Origin of the sequence: Streptomyces sp. NPDC052052, assembly GCF_040680455.1 — a bacterium.
Classification (GTDB): Bacteria; Actinomycetota; Actinomycetes; order Streptomycetales; family Streptomycetaceae; genus Streptomyces.
This window is the reverse complement of record NZ_JBFAWU010000011.1, coordinates 210,320-224,774: the sequence shown is the minus strand read 5'-3', so window position 1 is coordinate 224,774 and position 14,455 is coordinate 210,320. Positions and strand designations below refer to the sequence as shown.

The window sequence follows — 14,455 nt, the reverse complement described above, 5'->3', positions numbered from 1 at the left end:
GGCCCCCCAACGTCGTCGTGTCAGCACTTGTGAATGTGACGCGCGAGGTCGCGTCCGGGAGCCGACGAAGACGTTGCGGATGGGTGTCGATGCGGCAACGGAGGACGGGAGGGCGGCGGAACGTCGCGTTCAGGACACGATGTCCTTACGGCTGAATCCCCGGAAGGCGAAAGCGAACAGGATCAGGGCATAGGTCACCGAGATCGCCGCGCCCTTCGCCATGCCGCCCCATTCCAGATCGGGCTGGAGCGCGTCCGCCCAGGCGAACTGCCAGTGGGCGGGCAGGAATTCGCGCCAGGATCCGAGCGCGGTGACGGCGTCGAGCACATTGCCGACGATGGTCAGTCCGACGGCTCCACCGACCGCGCCCAGAGGGGCGTCGGTCCTGGTCGACAGCCAGAACGCCAGCCCGGCGGTGACGAGTTGGGAGACGAAGAGGAACGCGACGACGAGTGCGAGCCGGGGCAGGGTGGCGGAGGTCGGGAGTGCGCCGCCGGTGGGGAGTTCGAGCGGTCCCCAGCCGTACGCGGCGGTCCCGGCGGCCAGTGCGACGAGCGGCAGCAGCAGCATCGCGGCGAGGCTGAAGCCGAGCGCCACGACGAGCTTGCTCCACAGCAGCCTGGCCCGTGGCACGGGTGCCGCCAGCAGATAGCGCAGGGACGACCAGCCGGCCTCGGAGGCGACGGTGTCGCCGCAGAACAGCGCCACCGGGATGACGAGCAGGAACCCGGCGGACACGAACAGGCAGGTCGCGGCGAAGTTCGCGGCGGACGCGGTCGCGGTGTCCATCAGGGTGAGCCGGTCGCCGCCTCCTCGCGAGGAGGGCGTGCCGCCGATCGCGAACGCGGCGATCAGGATGAACGGCAGGGCCGCCAGCACCCCGCCCATGAGGAGGGTGCGGCGTCTGCGCAGCTGCCGCACCGTCTCGACGCGTAGCGGCAGGGTGTGCCGGGCGCGGTAGCCGGGCGCCGCGGCGGCTTCTGTCACATCGGCTGCGGCCTTCATGCGGAGCCTCCGGAGATCAGGGTGAGGAACGCGTCCTCCAGGCGGCGGTGCGGTCCGACACCGGTCAACGGCACGTCCAGGCGTACGAGTTCGGCGATCAGCTCGGGCGGGGTGGCGCCGTCGAGGCGGACGAGCAGGCCGCGGCCGTCGTCCGTCCTGACGGCCGATCCGATCCCCGGCAGTGCGGCGACCTTCCCCGCGAGGGGTTCGGACAGGTCCTGGGCACTGGTGACGAGCAGCATGTCGCCGGATCCGGTGATCTCGGCGACCGGGCCCGCCTGGACGAGCCGGCCGCGGTCCATGACCACGAGATGGGTGCAGGACTGTTCGACCTCGGAGAGGAGGTGGCTGGAGACGATGACGGTCCGGCCGCCGGCCGCGTACCGGATCATCACGTCGCGCATCTCGCGGATCTGGGGCGGGTCGAGTCCGTTGGTCGGTTCGTCGAGGATGAGCAGGTCCGGCAGGCCGAGCATGGCCTGGGCGAGGGCGAGCCGTTGCCGCATGCCCTGGGAGTACGTGCGGACGGCGCGGGCCAGGGCTTCACCGAGCCCGGCGATCTCCAGGGCCTCCTCGATGTGCGCGTCCTCGGCGGGGCGCCCGGTGGCCCGCCAGTACAGGTCCAGGTTGGCGCGCCCGGACAGGTGCGGCAGGAAGCCCGCCCCCTCGACGAACGAGCCGACACGGGAGAGAACGGGCGCGCCGGGTCGGATGGCCTGCCCGAAGACGCGGATCTCGCCGTCGTCGGGCGTGATGAGCCCCATCAGCATGCGCAGTGTGGTGGTCTTGCCCGCGCCGTTGGGGCCGAGGAGCCCCAGCACCTGGCCCTTCTCGACCCGGAAGGACAGGTCCTGCACGGCGTACCGGTCGGTGGACCTGGCGTACTTCTTCGACAGGCCGGTGATCTGGAGGGGCACGTCGGCGAGCGCCGGATCGGGTGCGGGGGTCGCGGTGCGGCGGCGGGCGGTGAGCAGCAGCAGGGCGGCGATCACCACGGCGGCAGCCGGGAGCCCCCAGGTCCACCAGGGCAGGGCGGCCGGGGCGGTCTTCAGTGCGGGGGCGGTGGGGACGGTCAGCGGGCCGGCGGCGGTGACCGTGTACGTCGTCGGCTCGGCCGGTGAGGCGTACCCGAGGTCGGTGGCGGAGAGGACCAGGCGCAGCCGGTGTCCCGCGGCGAAGGAGTGGTCGATGGCGGGGAGGGTCAGACGGACCGGTTTGCCCTGCTGGTCCGGGGTGATCCGGAAGGGGGCGACCAGTTGGGAGGGCAGCACCTGCTGCTCGCCGTCCGGCGACACGTCGTACACCTTCCCGAACAGCACCGCGTCGCCCTGCTGCGCGTCGACGGTGACCGGCACGGTCGGGGAGCCGGTGACGCGCAGGGAGGTGTCCAGGGGTGCGGAGTCGAAGCGGGCGTACTGGCCGGGGAAGTCGATCGAGAGGCCGACGCCGAGGGACGACAGCTGGGAGAGCCCGCCGCCCAGTCCGGGGACGGCGGAGATGGCGGGCGGGTTGGCCCCGGCGGGGTTGTGGACCGTCTGGGTCCGGCGCCCGAGGGCGATCGTTTCCGTTCCGCTGCTCAGCCCGGGGTACGTGTCGCTGCTCTCCCCGCGGGTGAGGGCGGCCCCGTCGGTGGAGTCGATGCCTCCGGTCCGGGTGACGCGGAAGGCCGGCCCGGTGTCGGCGTCCCGGTCGTCCTTCAGGTACCGGTCGAACCAGCCGCCGATCCGCTGCCGCACCCGGTCGGTCTCCGGGTCGCCGCCGTCGTGCCCGCCCGCGATCCAGTCGACGGCGACCGGTGCGCCGTTGCCGCTGATCGCGCGGGCCATGGCGTCGGCCTGGCCGAGCGGGAAGAGGGAGTCGGACTGCCCCTGCACGATGAGCGCGGGCACCTTGATGCGGTCGGCGACGGCGCTCGGTGAGCGTTCGGTCAGCAGCGCCCGCGCGGCGGCGTCGGGCTTCCCGCTGACGGCGACCCGTTCGTACATCCGGCAGAGCTGCTTCTCGAACTTCTGGCAGCCGCCGCCGGTGTTGATGAAGATGCCGGCCCAGAGCTTCTTGAAGACCCCGTCGGGGAAGAGGGCGTCGGCCAGGTTCCAGTAGGTGATCTGCGGTGCGATGGCGTCGACGCGTCGGTCGTACCCGGCGGCGAGGAGCGAGACGGCTCCGCCGTAGGAGGCCCCGGTGACCCCGACCCGGGGATCGCCCTGGGCGTCGAGCTCCACCTCGGGGCGCTGCGCCAGCCAGTCGATGAGCCTGGACACGTCCTTGACCTCGCGGTCGGGGGCGTTGAGCGAGATCTCCCCGCCCGACTTGCCGAACCCGCGGGCGGACCAGGTCAGCACGGCGTACCCGGCACCGGCCAGTTGTTCGGCCTGGTCCCGCACCTCGTCCTTGCTGCCGCCGAATCCGTGCCCGATCAGGACGGCGGGCCGGCGCCCGGTGCCGCCGGTGGTGAAGTACGAGGTGTCGAGGGACACCCCGTCCACCCGCATCATCCGGTCCTGCCGGTGCACGGCGGGTCCGTCACCGTCGCCGGTGACGGCGGTCCAGGTGACGGCACCGGCCAGTACGACGAGGGCGGCGAGGCCCGCGGCCCACCGGCCGCGACGGCGGGGCAGACGGCGCCGCCACCGGGACGTACGCGCAAGAGGGGTCTCCATGGTCCGACCCTAAGCGGACCGCCGCCGCGCACGGACAGCCGTACGGGGGAACTCTGCGGCCTTCTCGCGGCGTAGGGCGCTGCCCTGCCGTACTCCGTACGCGGTATGACGGGCCCCATGTGTCCGACTCCCTGAGGGACGCTCAGCGCACGGTCAGGCGCCGATGGGCCCTCGGGCCGGATACGGCGATTCGCGCGGCAGGACCGCCGCAGCGTCGTCGAGCCGCCCGGCCGCCACCAGCGCGTGGACCTGCCGGGCAAGCGGGGTGACGTCGCGGATCGACACCGTCCACTCGTCCGCGTACTGCCGCGCCGCCTCGCCGGAGAGGCCGAGTTGGAGCGAGCGGTACGGGAGCCGTTGCAGGTGGAGATCGCGTTCGGGGTCCCACTGCACGCGGGCCGGGCTCCGGCGCAGGTTGCGCTGCCAGGCGGCACGGTCGGGGTGAACTCCCCTGACGTAGTGGGAGAGTTCGGAGTGGTCCAGGGCCCAGTCGAAACCCTCGCGGGTGATCTCGACGGCCAGGACGGTCTCCTGCCCCTCCTTCTCGGCCCAGCCGCAGCGGTACATCATCCACAGAAAACTCGGCTTGATCCACGTCATGCGATCCCGCTTCCACACGTCCGGGAAACGCCCGTCACGCGCGGCGGGCAGGCCGATGGAGGGGGTGTACGCCTGATAGACGGTGATGGTCGTGTCCGTGTACTGGGCGCGGATCTCGTGTTGCGGCGTGGTCGGAGCGGTCATGGCTCCATCGGATCACCCACCGGACGGTCGCCGCGAGTGAGTTATGGGGACGCGCGGCGTCATACAGGGCCCGGCCCCTTCCCGGGGCGCCCCGGGAAGGGACCGGTGCCAGGTGCTGCGGTGCTCAGCCGGTGATTTTCACGACGCCGGTAACCGTCACGTCTGCGCCCGTGCCGTCCGCCGGGGTGGCGGTCAGCTGCCAGGTGTAGCCGCCGGTCGCCACCGGGGTGCCCGACTCGGACGTGCCGTCCCAGGTGACCCGGACCGCGCTGCGGGTGTCCTCACCGGTCCAGGTGCGGACGACCTCGCCGGTCGTACGCCTGGTGAGCGTCACCTGCCAGGACGCCGCGGGCTTGGAGAGCCACCATGCGGCGGCCCACTCACCGGACGCCGTGGCTGGTACAGCGGTATGGGCGACACTCAGCGCGGAGACGGCGTGCTGCGGCGCGGTGACGTGGATGGTGTTGTCCGCGCCGACCCAGGCGAGCTTGCCCGCATCCGCGTCAAGGGTCCAGGTGGTGCCGCGCCCGTCGCCGTTCGTGGGCTGCTTCAGTCCCGTGACGGTTCCCAGGTCAGCCGTGGAGCCGTCTGCCTGCAGACCGGTGAGGCGCAGCTCGCCGGAGGCCTCCCGGTGGGCCAGGAAGTGGTCGCCCAGCAGGACGTCGGACGTCGGAGCGGGGAAGGTCTGCTCGGTCGCCAGGTCGCGTACGCCTGCGATGTTCTGCGCAGCGCAACTCCAGTACAGCAGGGTGCCGCTGCTCTGCAGCTCGTCCGGGACGCAGGCGTTGCCGAGGTCGACGGAGCCGGTCACAGAGCCGGTGCGAGCGTTGATCACTTTTACAATGCCAGGTTTCTTCGGCGCCGCCTTGAACAGACGCTTCTGGTTCAGTACGGCGGCCTGCGCCGGCTGTTCACGGACGACGAGGTCACGTGCGGTGTCCACGACGTACTGTGTTCCGCCCGTCTCGTACAGCACGAACTCCGGTGCTGCGTCGAGGATCCGGCCGTTCGCTCCCGGCAGCGCGAGGCTGTCCGTCGGATGCTCGGGGTCGTCGCCGGTCACCAGCACGTCCATGCCCGTGTCGGGGTCTGCGACCAGCCGGGCCAGGCCCTCATCGGTGCCGTCGGCGAAGCGGCCGGCCGTCAGGCCCGGGAACTCGGCGAGCGTCGGGCCGTGCGCCGGTTCGAGCCCGGTGCCGATGTCCTCGCCGTGCAACGTGCGCGTACCGGCCAGGGAGTTGAGGTACCGCAGCTTCCCTCGGTCCAGACTCAGCGCATCGATCGCACCGTCCGCCGTTTTGGTTGCGGCCACTTGACGCAGCGGCAGATCAAAGACAAGCTCGAGGCCGTCGATGCTGAACAGGTGAACAGCCCGCTTGCCGTCGGTGTCTTTGCCGAGCGCAGCCAACGCACCCTTGCCCTCGCTGAGCAGGAAAACCTGCTCGACATCGCTCAGCAGGTTCCGCTCCTTGTCCGGCCCGCCGAACGGGGTGACGTGCAGCGGGCCGCCGTCGCCCTCGTACCAGAGCACGTTGTCGCCCACCACGAAGGACGTCACCTTGCTGTCGGCGGACTGGGTGGCGAGCGGCACGATACGCGGGGTGCCCGTGCTTCCCCGCGGCATGACCCGCACTCCCGGCTCCCCGCTGCGGGAGAACCAGCTGACGGTGGTCTGTGTGATGCGGAAGCTGCTTGCCTCGCCGGTCACGGGCAGCGGGATGACCGTGCCGTTGTACGCGGTGAGGATGCCGTAGCCTCGAGTGCCGTCTGCGGTGCGATAGCCGATGAGGAGCTGGTTGTAGTCGGCGCCGAATAGCTCGGGCTCGGCTCCTGTGGTGGCTCCGTCGGGCAGTTTGACGACGGGGTCGCTGCCGGGGTCCCCACCGCGCGCCACACGCAGCTGGTACGTTCCGTCACCCTGGTCGACGGTGGCCAGCGCCCATCCGTTCGCCACACGTGGGTTGAGGTAACCGGCCGGCACGCTGTAGGTGTGGGTGAGGGCGGCATTCTCTATGCCGACGCGCACGACGTCCGTGCCGCCGCCCTCGCGCGGCTTGAGGTAGGTGACACGGTTGTACTCGTCGTGGCCGGAGACGATGGCATCCTGCGGTACGCCGTCGAGGGCCGGGACAGGCTTCGTGGTGCTGTTGTACGTCGTCGTCCAGAGATAACCGCCGCCCTCGCGGTGCAGTACACCCTGGGCGCCGGTCGCCAGCACCGTCTCGGGCCCGTCGCCGTAGGCGTCGGGCGCGGGTATGAGCACTTCGGTCGCTTCAGCCGCGTGAGCCGATGTCGATACCACGGGTGTCAGTGCGGCGGCAAGCGCGGCGACGGCGACTACGGTAAGGCACGTTCTTCTGATCCGGTTGATTGTGCACAGGTGTTGGGACACCCGACCCCCCAAGTCTGGCTGTCTACAGGCACGTTCGGATAAGCGCAGCGAATATATGCGCATGCGGAGCGTGTAAGACAAGCGGCTCGCCGACGCGCGCGGCGCGGCGGGGGCCGCCTCCCGTGCACGGCTTGCCGGCTCGCCTGCCGAACTGGGCGAACTCATTGCACTGGGAGGGTTGTTCTCCCGCCGTCTCAGCCGATCGGGTCGCGGCGGGCGTCGGGACCCGCGCCCTGCGGGGCTATGTCCCCCGCCGAAGAGGCGGCCACGGTCCCGGGCCGGTCCGCCATGGGAGAGCCCGCGATCACACGGGACGCGGACAAGGTCCGCCGGGCCGCCCGTCGTTGGGCGATCATGATGACCACGCATGCGGCCACGGCGGCGAGCGAGAACTCGACCACAGCCGCGTCCATGCCCTGCAAGGTGATCAGCAGACCGACCGCGATGACCGGAACGCCCAGACCTGCGTAGACGATGGTGTAGAGGGCCGCGAGCACCGACCCGCGCACTTCGGGTGCCTCGGTGACCAGTACCCCGTTGACCTGCTGCATGCCGCCGGAGAAGGCCAGGCCGTGGCCGACGCCTGTGACGGCGGTGGTGACGAAGAGCAGCGGCAGGGAGTGGAGCAGATTCGCCAGGAGCAGGATCAGCATGCCCACGGCGAGCAGGACGAGCCCCAGGCGCTGTCCGAGCCGAGGAGGCAGCCGCCGGACGCTGAGCTGGGTGGCGGCCGAGCAGACCATGGTCAGGGCGGCGGCGGAGCCGCCCACGACCAGGTTTCCGGTACCCGTCATCTCGGTGATCCAGGACGGCACGACGGCCTGGAACAGTCCGACCACCGCCCAGGAGACCGCGGAGGTGGACACGGCGATGGTGAAGGGCGCGCGGATCGTGTGCGGCACCCGCGGAAGCGAGATGCGGATCTTCGGCCGGGTGCCGCGTCCGTGCCCCCGGGAAGCGGGCAGGAGGGCCACGGCCACCAGGGCGGGTACCAGGGTGCAGAGAAACACCAGATACGGCAGGACGAAGCCGTGCGGCAGATACTGGGCGAGAGCACCGGCGAACAGCGGACCGAGCGCCGCGCCGACAGCGGTGGTCGCGGTCGCCGCGGTCGCGGCCTTGGTGTGGTCTCCGTCCGGTTCGTGCTCGGCCAGGGCCGCGGCACCGGCGGCCGAGCAGGTGCCGACGGACAGGCCTTGCGCGATCCGGCCGGCCATGAGCCAGGAGGTGGAGTCGGCGCAGGCCATGAGGGTGGCTCCGAGCACGCCGAACAGCAGGGCAAGAGAGAGCACGGGTCGTCGGCCGATGGCGTCCGACAGCGGTCCGAACACCAGCAGGGCGGGCACGAGAGCCGCCGCGTAGACGGCGAAGATCACGGTCTGCATGACCGGTGAGAATCCGAAAGCCTCGCGGTATGCCCCGTACAACGGGCTGGGCATGTTCGCGCCCACGAGAAGCACGATGAGTATGTATCCGACGCCGTGAAAGTGACGGCGTATCCACCGGTTCGGCTTATGGCCTCCGGTTGTCATGGCCCTCCTTGTCCAGTGTCGATCGATCACGCATCAGCGCCGCTTGGCCCAGAGGGCGGCGGAGCGCTGCAGTTCTTCCGCCCACCGGGCAAGCGCGGCGTCGCCGCCGCGGTCGGCGGGCGCACAGGCCATCAGGGCGAAGCGGTCATGCCAGCCGGGGCCGCCGAGCGGCACTCCCACCGCGTGCATGCCCTCTACCGACTCGCCGCAGCTGACCGCGTATCCCCGCTCACGGGTGACGGCCAGCTCGTCGAGGAGTGCCGCCCGGGACGTGAGCGTGCGTGGGGTGAGCGCGACCAACTCCTCGTCCGGGTAGACCATGCCGACCTGCTCGTCCGTCAGTTGGGACAACAGCAACTTCCCACCCGCCGTGGCGTGTGCGGGGTAGGAGCGTCCGACCTCCAGGACGGCACATACCTCCCGAGGCGACTGGCGCCCGCCGGTGATGACCGTCCGGCCGCCGACGAGGACGACAACCTGGACCGTTTCCGAGGTGCGCTCCCATGCGTCGTCGAGCACGGGCCTCACCCGCTGCTGGGTGGCGTCGTCGAATCCCGAAGGGGCACCCAGACGCGCCAGTTCGGGGCCGGTGGAGTAACCACGACCGGCCGTGTTCCTCGCGAGGAAGCCCTGTGCCTCCAGCGTGGCGACCAGCCGATGCGCGGTCGACCGGGCCACGCCCAGCGCCTTCGCCGCATCGGTGACGGTCATGGCCTGGTCGGTGACGAACAGGCGCAGCAGGCGCAGACCGGCTTCCAGCGACTCGTTGATGTAGGTGGCCTTGGAGGGCTGCTCTTCCACGCTGTTCCTCACTCTTCACGCTCACGGGCCGCCCGCACAGGGGCGAAGGCGCGACGTGCGGGTGACGACAGCCGAGCCACGTGCTGGAGCCTGCCGAAATGTCTCCACCACGGTACACCTTTGCCACCAATGCCCAGAATTTGCATATTTTGTATCGCTGACCGATACAGATGTTGGTGCGGTGTTCTATGTGCGAGTGAGTTGCGGGCATGCGCAAGCCCCGGAATCCTCGGGGATTCCGGGGCTTGTGGGTTGCGATCTCAGAGGCGGCCGGGGGCCTTCAGCCCGGCGACGAACGCGGTCCATGCCTCGGCCGGGAAGACGAGCACCGGACCGTGCGGAACCTTGCTGTCGCGGACGGGGAGCGCATCGGCAAAGCCGTCAGCGACCTCGACGCATTCCCCGCCCTGCCCGTTGCTGTAGCTGGACTTGCGCCAGACGGCGGCGCGCAGACCGAGCCGGTAGTCGTACGTCACGGTACTCATCCTCCACAACGGATCGGATCAGCCCGGCGGATGCCTGCGGCGACAACGCCAGAGCCTGCAGTTCATCGAATGCTAAGGCGAACTCCTCGACCGTCCCAGCATGCTCGATCAACTCCCCCGAGTAGGCGCTCTCCACATACGCGACGTCGGGCTGGGTCGCGAACGACAGGACGGTCGTCGACCCACCCATGATGGGCGCTTCGCCGTGGTCGAACGGAAGCACTTGCAGCGTCACACGCCCCCACTCCGTTGCGGCGTACAGCAGATGCTCCAACTGCCCGCGCATAATGGCCCGGCTTCCGACACGGCGCCGCAGCACCGCCTCGTCGAGGATCACCGACAGCAATGGGGACTCATCGGTACCCAGAATCTGCTGGCGAGCAAGCCTCGCTGCCAGCATCTTCTCCAGTTTGTCGCCGACGCTCGGGCGAGCTCCGCCGATGATCGTCCGCGCATACGGCTCGGTCTGGAGCAGGCCGTGCACGATATGCACCGAGAACGTTCGGATCTTCCGAGCCTGCGGCTCGAAACTCACGTACCGCCGGGCCCAGTCCGGAATCGGCGTCCGCACCACGTGGTGCCACAGGCCCTGGAGGTCGCCCTCCGCCTTCAGCAGCCGGTCCAACGCCTGGGCCACGTTCGGAGCCGGGGTCTCGTTGCCCAGCTCGAACTGGGCGATCCGGCTGTGCGCGATCGGGATCCGGTCGCCGAGTTCGCGCTGCGTCCACCCAGCACGCGTACGGAGTTTGCGCAGCAGCGCCCCGTACAGCGCGGCGAGGGACTGGGTCGGGTCGAGTTCCTTGGGTGCGGGCATGGGGGACCCCGTTTTTCCGTGACGCCCTGAAAACCATTACCTCTGGTGACCGTAGCGTCACTCACCGATGCTGATGGTCGGAACCCGTACGCCAACCACTCGAAAGGAAAGGGCACATGGGAACGACCTCACGCATGGCTGCGGCCGAGCGGATCAGGGAAGCTGAGGGGGTACACGACGAGTTGCGGGACGCGCTCGTGGCGGTGGGGGTCCGCCTGCCGTCGTTGGGAATCGACGGCGCCTCGCTGGCCGCGCAGCATCCCGCGCCGCTCATCACCTTGGGGCGCTGCAACGTCGAGACGGCCCGCCAACTCACCGACGCGCTCAAGCGGAACGCCGCATGAGCGCGGGACCGGAGACCCCGGAACCGACACCGCGGGACGAGGACGGGCCGGTGGAGCCGGCGGAGGGCGAGCAGCGCCATGCGGCGCTGCTCGCCAAGGTCCGTGAGGCCAACAAGCAGAGCGCCAGTCGGCCACGCTGACCCCCCGCTCCCCGCCGGTGGCGTATCACCTGGCAGTGGCTCCCCGGCGGGGAGCGGGCCCACAGGGAACAGGAGAGAACATGCGGCAGTCCGTTGTCCAGACCGTTGCCCGGAACGTGGTCGTCACCGGGGACGGCGTACGCGTCGGCGATGTGATCAGCGTGGGCGGCACCCCGCACACGGTCTGCGATGTGCGCGGGGTCCAACCTGACCGTAAGCGACTGGAGTTCGAGGACGGCAACGTGTATGTGCTGGGGCGGTCACGTCCCGTCCGGGTGGTCCGCATGCAGCCGGCTCGGCGGGGCGGCGTCGGTCGGGTCTGACACTGAGGTACTCGTAGCGGGTCCGGTGGTCGTGGCCCAGGGCCTGACTGACGTCCGCGCTTATTGCGCGTCGTCCCACCGTGCCTGCACCCAGACCAGCTGTGTGTCGCTCAGCAGGGGATCGAATCCTTCGGGGAACAGAAGCATCTCCGGCTGCGGCCACATGTTCTCCGGCCCGTGCTCGTAGCAGTGCAGGGCGACGAGATGTGCCCCTTCCCCGCAGGACTCGTGCCGGTAGGGGCGGTCATGCGTCTGGCAGAAGTACCCGAACCTCCAGCAGTCATCCGCTTCTCTCGGCTCGTAGAAGCCGGGATCGCAAACGATCACGGTCGCAGGCTCCTGCCGGTTGAACCGAGGAGTGGGGCGAGGGTCGCTCCACAGCAGTCGGGGAGGTATCACGCACCCATCCTGCCGCGAGGCCGGTTCATGCGGAACACCGGTGCTGGGCCGGTCATGTCGTTGACTGATGTGCGGTGGTATCGGATTGAGTATTCCGCCTGGACCGGACCCGCGACGAGGCGGACGTTGCCCGATACAGCATGAGTGCCGTTGATCGGGTCATTCGGGCACATCACCCCACGTGATGACCTCGACGGCCGCCGGCCTGGGAAAAGGCATTGTTTCCCAACCCGCGGGCCAGTCTCCCTCGCGGTACTCCGATGCCTCGACCTCCAGGCGACGGGGAACCCGCCGGCCCCACCACCCGGCCCCGTCGTCGGGGCGGCCAGGCCAGGGAACTGTGGCCTGGCGATATCGCTCGTCGATGCAGTCGAGCTCGGACTGTCTGATCGACCGGACACGCAAGGGCAGCAGCGGCCAGACCTTCGCGAGGGCGCTGCGGCACCAGATGCTGTGGTGGAACTCGGGTGCGCAATCCGAGTAGCCTTCCTGCTCCAGATCCGCGGTCATGTCGCTCCACTGTTCGAGCAGAGAGTTGAGCGTGGGCGGCTGTCTGCCGACGCGAGGGTCGGCAACGACGGTGAGGGCTGCGCGCACTGCGTCGTATTCTTCGGCGCTCAGAACGATTGCGTCCACCTGGTCGTCTGCTGGGTTCATGCATCCCCCTCTCTGAACTCCTGCTGAGTGGTGATCGACTCAGGAGTGTCATTGCTCGCGAGATCGCGATTCTGTCGGCCCGCCCCAGCGCCACGAACTACTGTCGCGGGCATGGTCGAACACGATGTCCTCAACACCACCCGCGAGGCCTACGACGCCGCTGCCGCCACCTATGCGGAGATGTTCCGCGACTCGCTGCATGACAGGCCCCTGGATCGCGCGGTCTTGAACGCCTTCGCCGAAGTCGTGACTGCAGGCGGAGGCGGCGAGGTCGCAGACCTGGGGTGTGGACCCGGCCATATCACTGCTTATTTGGACGAGTTGGGCCTTGCGGTCTTCGGCATCGACACCTCTCCCGTGATGATCGAGTTGGCTCGACAGGCCTATCCGGGCCTGCGGTTCGACGTAGGCTCGATGGCCGCGTTGGACATCGCCGACGGCGTGCTGGGCGGCGTGCTCTCACGGTGGTCCATCATTCACACTCCGCCGCAGGAACTCCCCGCCGTCCTGGCAGAGTTCCACCGTGTGCTGGCCCCCGGTGGTCACCTTCTGCTCGGCTTCTCGGCAAGCGAGGGGCCGTCGCAGCCGACGCAGGTCTTCGATCACGCGGTCACGCCGGCCTATCGGTGGTCACCTGACCACCTCGCCGCGATGCTGCGCACGTCCGGGTTGACGGAGGTGGCGCGGATGGTTCGTGAGCCTGAGCCCACCGACCGGCGACAGTTCCAGGAGATTCAACTGCTCGCCCGCAAAGCCTGAGAAAGCAGGGAGGGCACATGGGGCTGGTTCTTTTCCCGGACGGCGGAGACAACAGCAGTCCGGATGTCTCCTGGTCCTACAGCAGCTTTGCCGCGTTCCGGCGGCGCCTGGCCGAGACCGAGGGGTTCGTCCTCTCCGAGATGTGGGGCTTCGGTGGCGAGCGCCCGTGGAGCGACGTGTCCACCGCTTTGGAGCCACTCCTCAATCATCCGGATGACAGCGGTGACGACCTCTCGCCCACCGCGTGCGCTTCGATTCTGCTCCGGCTGGAGGCGATCACCAACCAGTGGGCGCGGGAGGCCGACGACCAGCTCCTCCAGCAACACATCGAGGACGCCCGCCAGCTGGCGGGCGTCCTGCGGCTCTGCGTCGAGAAGGACGTCCCCCTGGCCTTCCTCTGACGCCCACCGACCACGGAACCCACTGACGGGACAACTCTCAGGGCTCGATGGTGATGGTGGTCTCGGCGGCATTGTTCGGGTTCGACGCACAGGCCATGTAGATGCTCTCCACGGTTCCGCGCTTGGCATGTTCGTTGATGTTGGTTATGCCAACGAGCGTTCCCGAGGGGGACTCTCCGGTGATGTCGGGCTTGAGCTCCGTAATGCCGATGGGGGATCTTGCCGTGGTCTCGCCTCCGATGAGCGCGCCCTCGGCACGCCCGCCCTGGCTGGGGTCCTCGCAGTTGCGCAGGGTCACGATGACGGTTGCGCCGGGCTTTGCGGTCTTGGGGAAAACGGTGCCGATGGGGTTGGGGTCCTCGGTCGCCATCGCGGCGGGGGACGACAATCCCAACACGACGCAGCCTGCGATGGCGGCAGCGGGTATTCGGAGCACGGTTGCCTCCCTCGGGCGCAGCCTGTGGGGGTCTCCCGAACAAGATGACCGCACCCCGTCCCTTCCGACCGTAGGAACGCAGGGCGTGCGCGGCGATGTCGATCAGCCCACATGGGTGAATGCCTCGGGCAGCGGTCACTCACGGCGAGACTCGCGTGCTTGATGGAGTAGGGAAACTTTTGCCGCCCAGTCGGACCTAAAGGACTGCCTGGCCGCGCGCGCGATCGGATCCGATCTGCCGGACGGGGAGCCGTCAGGCCCCCACGCATCGACTCGTGATCAAGGCCCATCACCCGTTCGCGCTCCGATCGGCTCTCTGGACTCCAGTCGGAGAAGAGGCAGCCGGTCCGTTCGTCGTCGATCTCGATGGAGAGGTTGCCGTCAAGAGTCCACGGATCGCGCTGCTGGGGCAGGTGTCGATCGAGCAACGCGGTGATCTCATCCCGCTCACCCGCGGGAAACGCGAAGACGCTGCGCATGGGAGGGAGCGTAGGCGGGGCAGCGGCGCGGCACCACGGGTATACGGGCCGGTGCGAGTCCGTGGGCGTGCCGGTGGTGCGGAC

Annotated in this window: 16 protein-coding genes; 5 read left to right on the top strand and 11 right to left on the bottom strand. The window is 69.4% G+C overall.

The features are described 5' to 3' along the window. Window positions 1–129 precede the first annotated feature (129 nt). The 8 genes from AB0L71_RS16070 to AB0L71_RS16035 form a co-directional block, all read right to left on the bottom strand. Window positions 130–1,005, bottom strand: a complete 876-nt coding sequence (locus AB0L71_RS16070; RefSeq protein WP_365242898.1) for an ABC transporter permease — start codon at window positions 1,003–1,005, stop codon at window positions 130–132. Next, the gene (locus AB0L71_RS16065; protein ID WP_365242896.1) at window positions 1,002–3,665 is read right to left on the bottom strand and encodes an alpha/beta fold hydrolase; all 2,664 of its coding nucleotides are present in this window, start codon (window positions 3,663–3,665) and stop codon (window positions 1,002–1,004) included. Before AB0L71_RS16065 ends, AB0L71_RS16070 begins: the two co-directional genes overlap by 4 nt. Before the next feature lie 153 nt (window positions 3,666–3,818). Next, window positions 3,819–4,409, bottom strand: a complete 591-nt coding sequence (locus AB0L71_RS16060) for a DUF4291 domain-containing protein (protein WP_365242894.1) — start codon at window positions 4,407–4,409, stop codon at window positions 3,819–3,821. Between the two features lie 124 nt (window positions 4,410–4,533). Further along, entirely contained in the window at window positions 4,534–6,672 is a 2,139-nt protein-coding gene (locus tag AB0L71_RS16055; RefSeq protein ID WP_365242892.1) for a FlgD immunoglobulin-like domain containing protein, read from the bottom strand. Window positions 6,673–6,995: 323 nt separating this feature from the next. Continuing rightward, on the bottom strand, window positions 6,996–8,333 hold the full coding sequence (locus AB0L71_RS16050) for an MFS transporter (protein WP_365242890.1): 1,338 nt from the start codon (window positions 8,331–8,333) through the stop codon (window positions 6,996–6,998). 33 nt (window positions 8,334–8,366) lie between these two features. After that, window positions 8,367–9,134, bottom strand: a complete 768-nt coding sequence (locus AB0L71_RS16045) for an IclR family transcriptional regulator (RefSeq protein WP_365242888.1) — start codon at window positions 9,132–9,134, stop codon at window positions 8,367–8,369. A gap of 260 nt (window positions 9,135–9,394) precedes the next feature. Beyond that, the gene (locus tag AB0L71_RS16040) at window positions 9,395–9,610 is read right to left on the bottom strand and encodes a DUF397 domain-containing protein (RefSeq protein WP_365242886.1); all 216 of its coding nucleotides are present in this window, start codon (window positions 9,608–9,610) and stop codon (window positions 9,395–9,397) included. Continuing rightward, complete coding sequence (locus AB0L71_RS16035; RefSeq protein WP_365242884.1) at window positions 9,516–10,433, bottom strand: helix-turn-helix transcriptional regulator; 918 nt, start codon at window positions 10,431–10,433, stop codon at window positions 9,516–9,518. The genes AB0L71_RS16040 and AB0L71_RS16035 overlap by 95 nt, the downstream gene beginning before the upstream one ends. Window positions 10,434–10,549: 116 nt before the next feature. On the opposite strand from AB0L71_RS16035, the gene AB0L71_RS16030 reads away from it, so the two are divergent. The 3 genes from AB0L71_RS16030 (at window position 10,550) to AB0L71_RS16020 (ending at window position 11,240) form a co-directional block, all read left to right on the top strand. Then, on the top strand, window positions 10,550–10,777 hold the full coding sequence (locus AB0L71_RS16030; RefSeq protein ID WP_365242882.1) for a hypothetical protein: 228 nt from the start codon (window positions 10,550–10,552) through the stop codon (window positions 10,775–10,777). Continuing rightward, window positions 10,774–10,917 (top strand): hypothetical protein, encoded by a 144-nt coding sequence (locus AB0L71_RS16025; RefSeq protein ID WP_365242880.1) that lies wholly within the window; start codon window positions 10,774–10,776, stop codon window positions 10,915–10,917. The genes AB0L71_RS16030 and AB0L71_RS16025 overlap by 4 nt, the downstream gene beginning before the upstream one ends. Window positions 10,918–10,997: 80 nt before the next feature. Next, complete coding sequence (locus tag AB0L71_RS16020) at window positions 10,998–11,240, top strand: hypothetical protein (protein ID WP_365242878.1); 243 nt, start codon at window positions 10,998–11,000, stop codon at window positions 11,238–11,240. Window positions 11,241–11,300: 60 nt separating this feature from the next. Here the strand turns inward: AB0L71_RS16020 and AB0L71_RS16015 are convergent, their stop codons facing one another. Then, a complete protein-coding gene (locus tag AB0L71_RS16015; protein WP_365242876.1) occupies window positions 11,301–11,567 on the bottom strand; it encodes a hypothetical protein in 267 nt (88 codons plus the stop codon). A gap of 231 nt (window positions 11,568–11,798) precedes the next feature. Continuing rightward, entirely contained in the window at window positions 11,799–12,296 is a 498-nt protein-coding gene (locus AB0L71_RS16010) for a hypothetical protein (protein ID WP_365242874.1), read from the bottom strand. A gap of 111 nt (window positions 12,297–12,407) precedes the next feature. On the opposite strand from AB0L71_RS16010, the gene AB0L71_RS16005 reads away from it, so the two are divergent. Then, window positions 12,408–13,055 (top strand): class I SAM-dependent methyltransferase, encoded by a 648-nt coding sequence (locus AB0L71_RS16005; protein ID WP_365242872.1) that lies wholly within the window; start codon window positions 12,408–12,410, stop codon window positions 13,053–13,055. Window positions 13,056–13,072: 17 nt separating this feature from the next. Continuing rightward, on the top strand, window positions 13,073–13,456 hold the full coding sequence (locus AB0L71_RS16000; protein ID WP_365242870.1) for a hypothetical protein: 384 nt from the start codon (window positions 13,073–13,075) through the stop codon (window positions 13,454–13,456). Between the two features lie 37 nt (window positions 13,457–13,493). Here AB0L71_RS16000 and AB0L71_RS15995 read toward each other — a convergent pair whose 3' ends face one another. Next, window positions 13,494–13,892: a hypothetical protein gene (locus AB0L71_RS15995; RefSeq protein ID WP_365242868.1), complete on the bottom strand. Its 399-nt coding sequence runs from the start codon at window positions 13,890–13,892 to the stop codon at window positions 13,494–13,496. Window positions 13,893–14,455: the final 563 nt, after the last annotated feature.

Excerpts from the sequence above, each read along its gene's own strand:
- AB0L71_RS16070 (WP_365242898.1), bottom strand. The coding sequence starts at position 1,005 with ATGAAGGCCGCAGCCGATGTGACAGAAGCCGCCGCGGCGCCCGGCTAC.
- AB0L71_RS16065 (WP_365242896.1), bottom strand. The coding sequence starts at position 3,665 with ATGGAGACCCCTCTTGCGCGTACGTCCCGGTGGCGGCGCCGTCTGCCC.
- AB0L71_RS16060 (WP_365242894.1), bottom strand. The coding sequence starts at position 4,409 with ATGACCGCTCCGACCACGCCGCAACACGAGATCCGCGCCCAGTACACG.
- AB0L71_RS16050 (WP_365242890.1), bottom strand. The coding sequence starts at position 8,333 with ATGACAACCGGAGGCCATAAGCCGAACCGGTGGATACGCCGTCACTTT.
- AB0L71_RS16035 (WP_365242884.1), bottom strand. The coding sequence starts at position 10,433 with ATGCCCGCACCCAAGGAACTCGACCCGACCCAGTCCCTCGCCGCGCTG.
- AB0L71_RS16030 (WP_365242882.1), top strand. The coding sequence starts at position 10,550 with ATGGGAACGACCTCACGCATGGCTGCGGCCGAGCGGATCAGGGAAGCT.
- AB0L71_RS16025 (WP_365242880.1), top strand. The coding sequence starts at position 10,774 with ATGAGCGCGGGACCGGAGACCCCGGAACCGACACCGCGGGACGAGGAC.
- AB0L71_RS16020 (WP_365242878.1), top strand. The coding sequence starts at position 10,998 with ATGCGGCAGTCCGTTGTCCAGACCGTTGCCCGGAACGTGGTCGTCACC.
- AB0L71_RS16010 (WP_365242874.1), bottom strand. The coding sequence starts at position 12,296 with ATGAACCCAGCAGACGACCAGGTGGACGCAATCGTTCTGAGCGCCGAA.
- AB0L71_RS16005 (WP_365242872.1), top strand. The coding sequence starts at position 12,408 with ATGGTCGAACACGATGTCCTCAACACCACCCGCGAGGCCTACGACGCC.
- AB0L71_RS16000 (WP_365242870.1), top strand. The coding sequence starts at position 13,073 with ATGGGGCTGGTTCTTTTCCCGGACGGCGGAGACAACAGCAGTCCGGAT.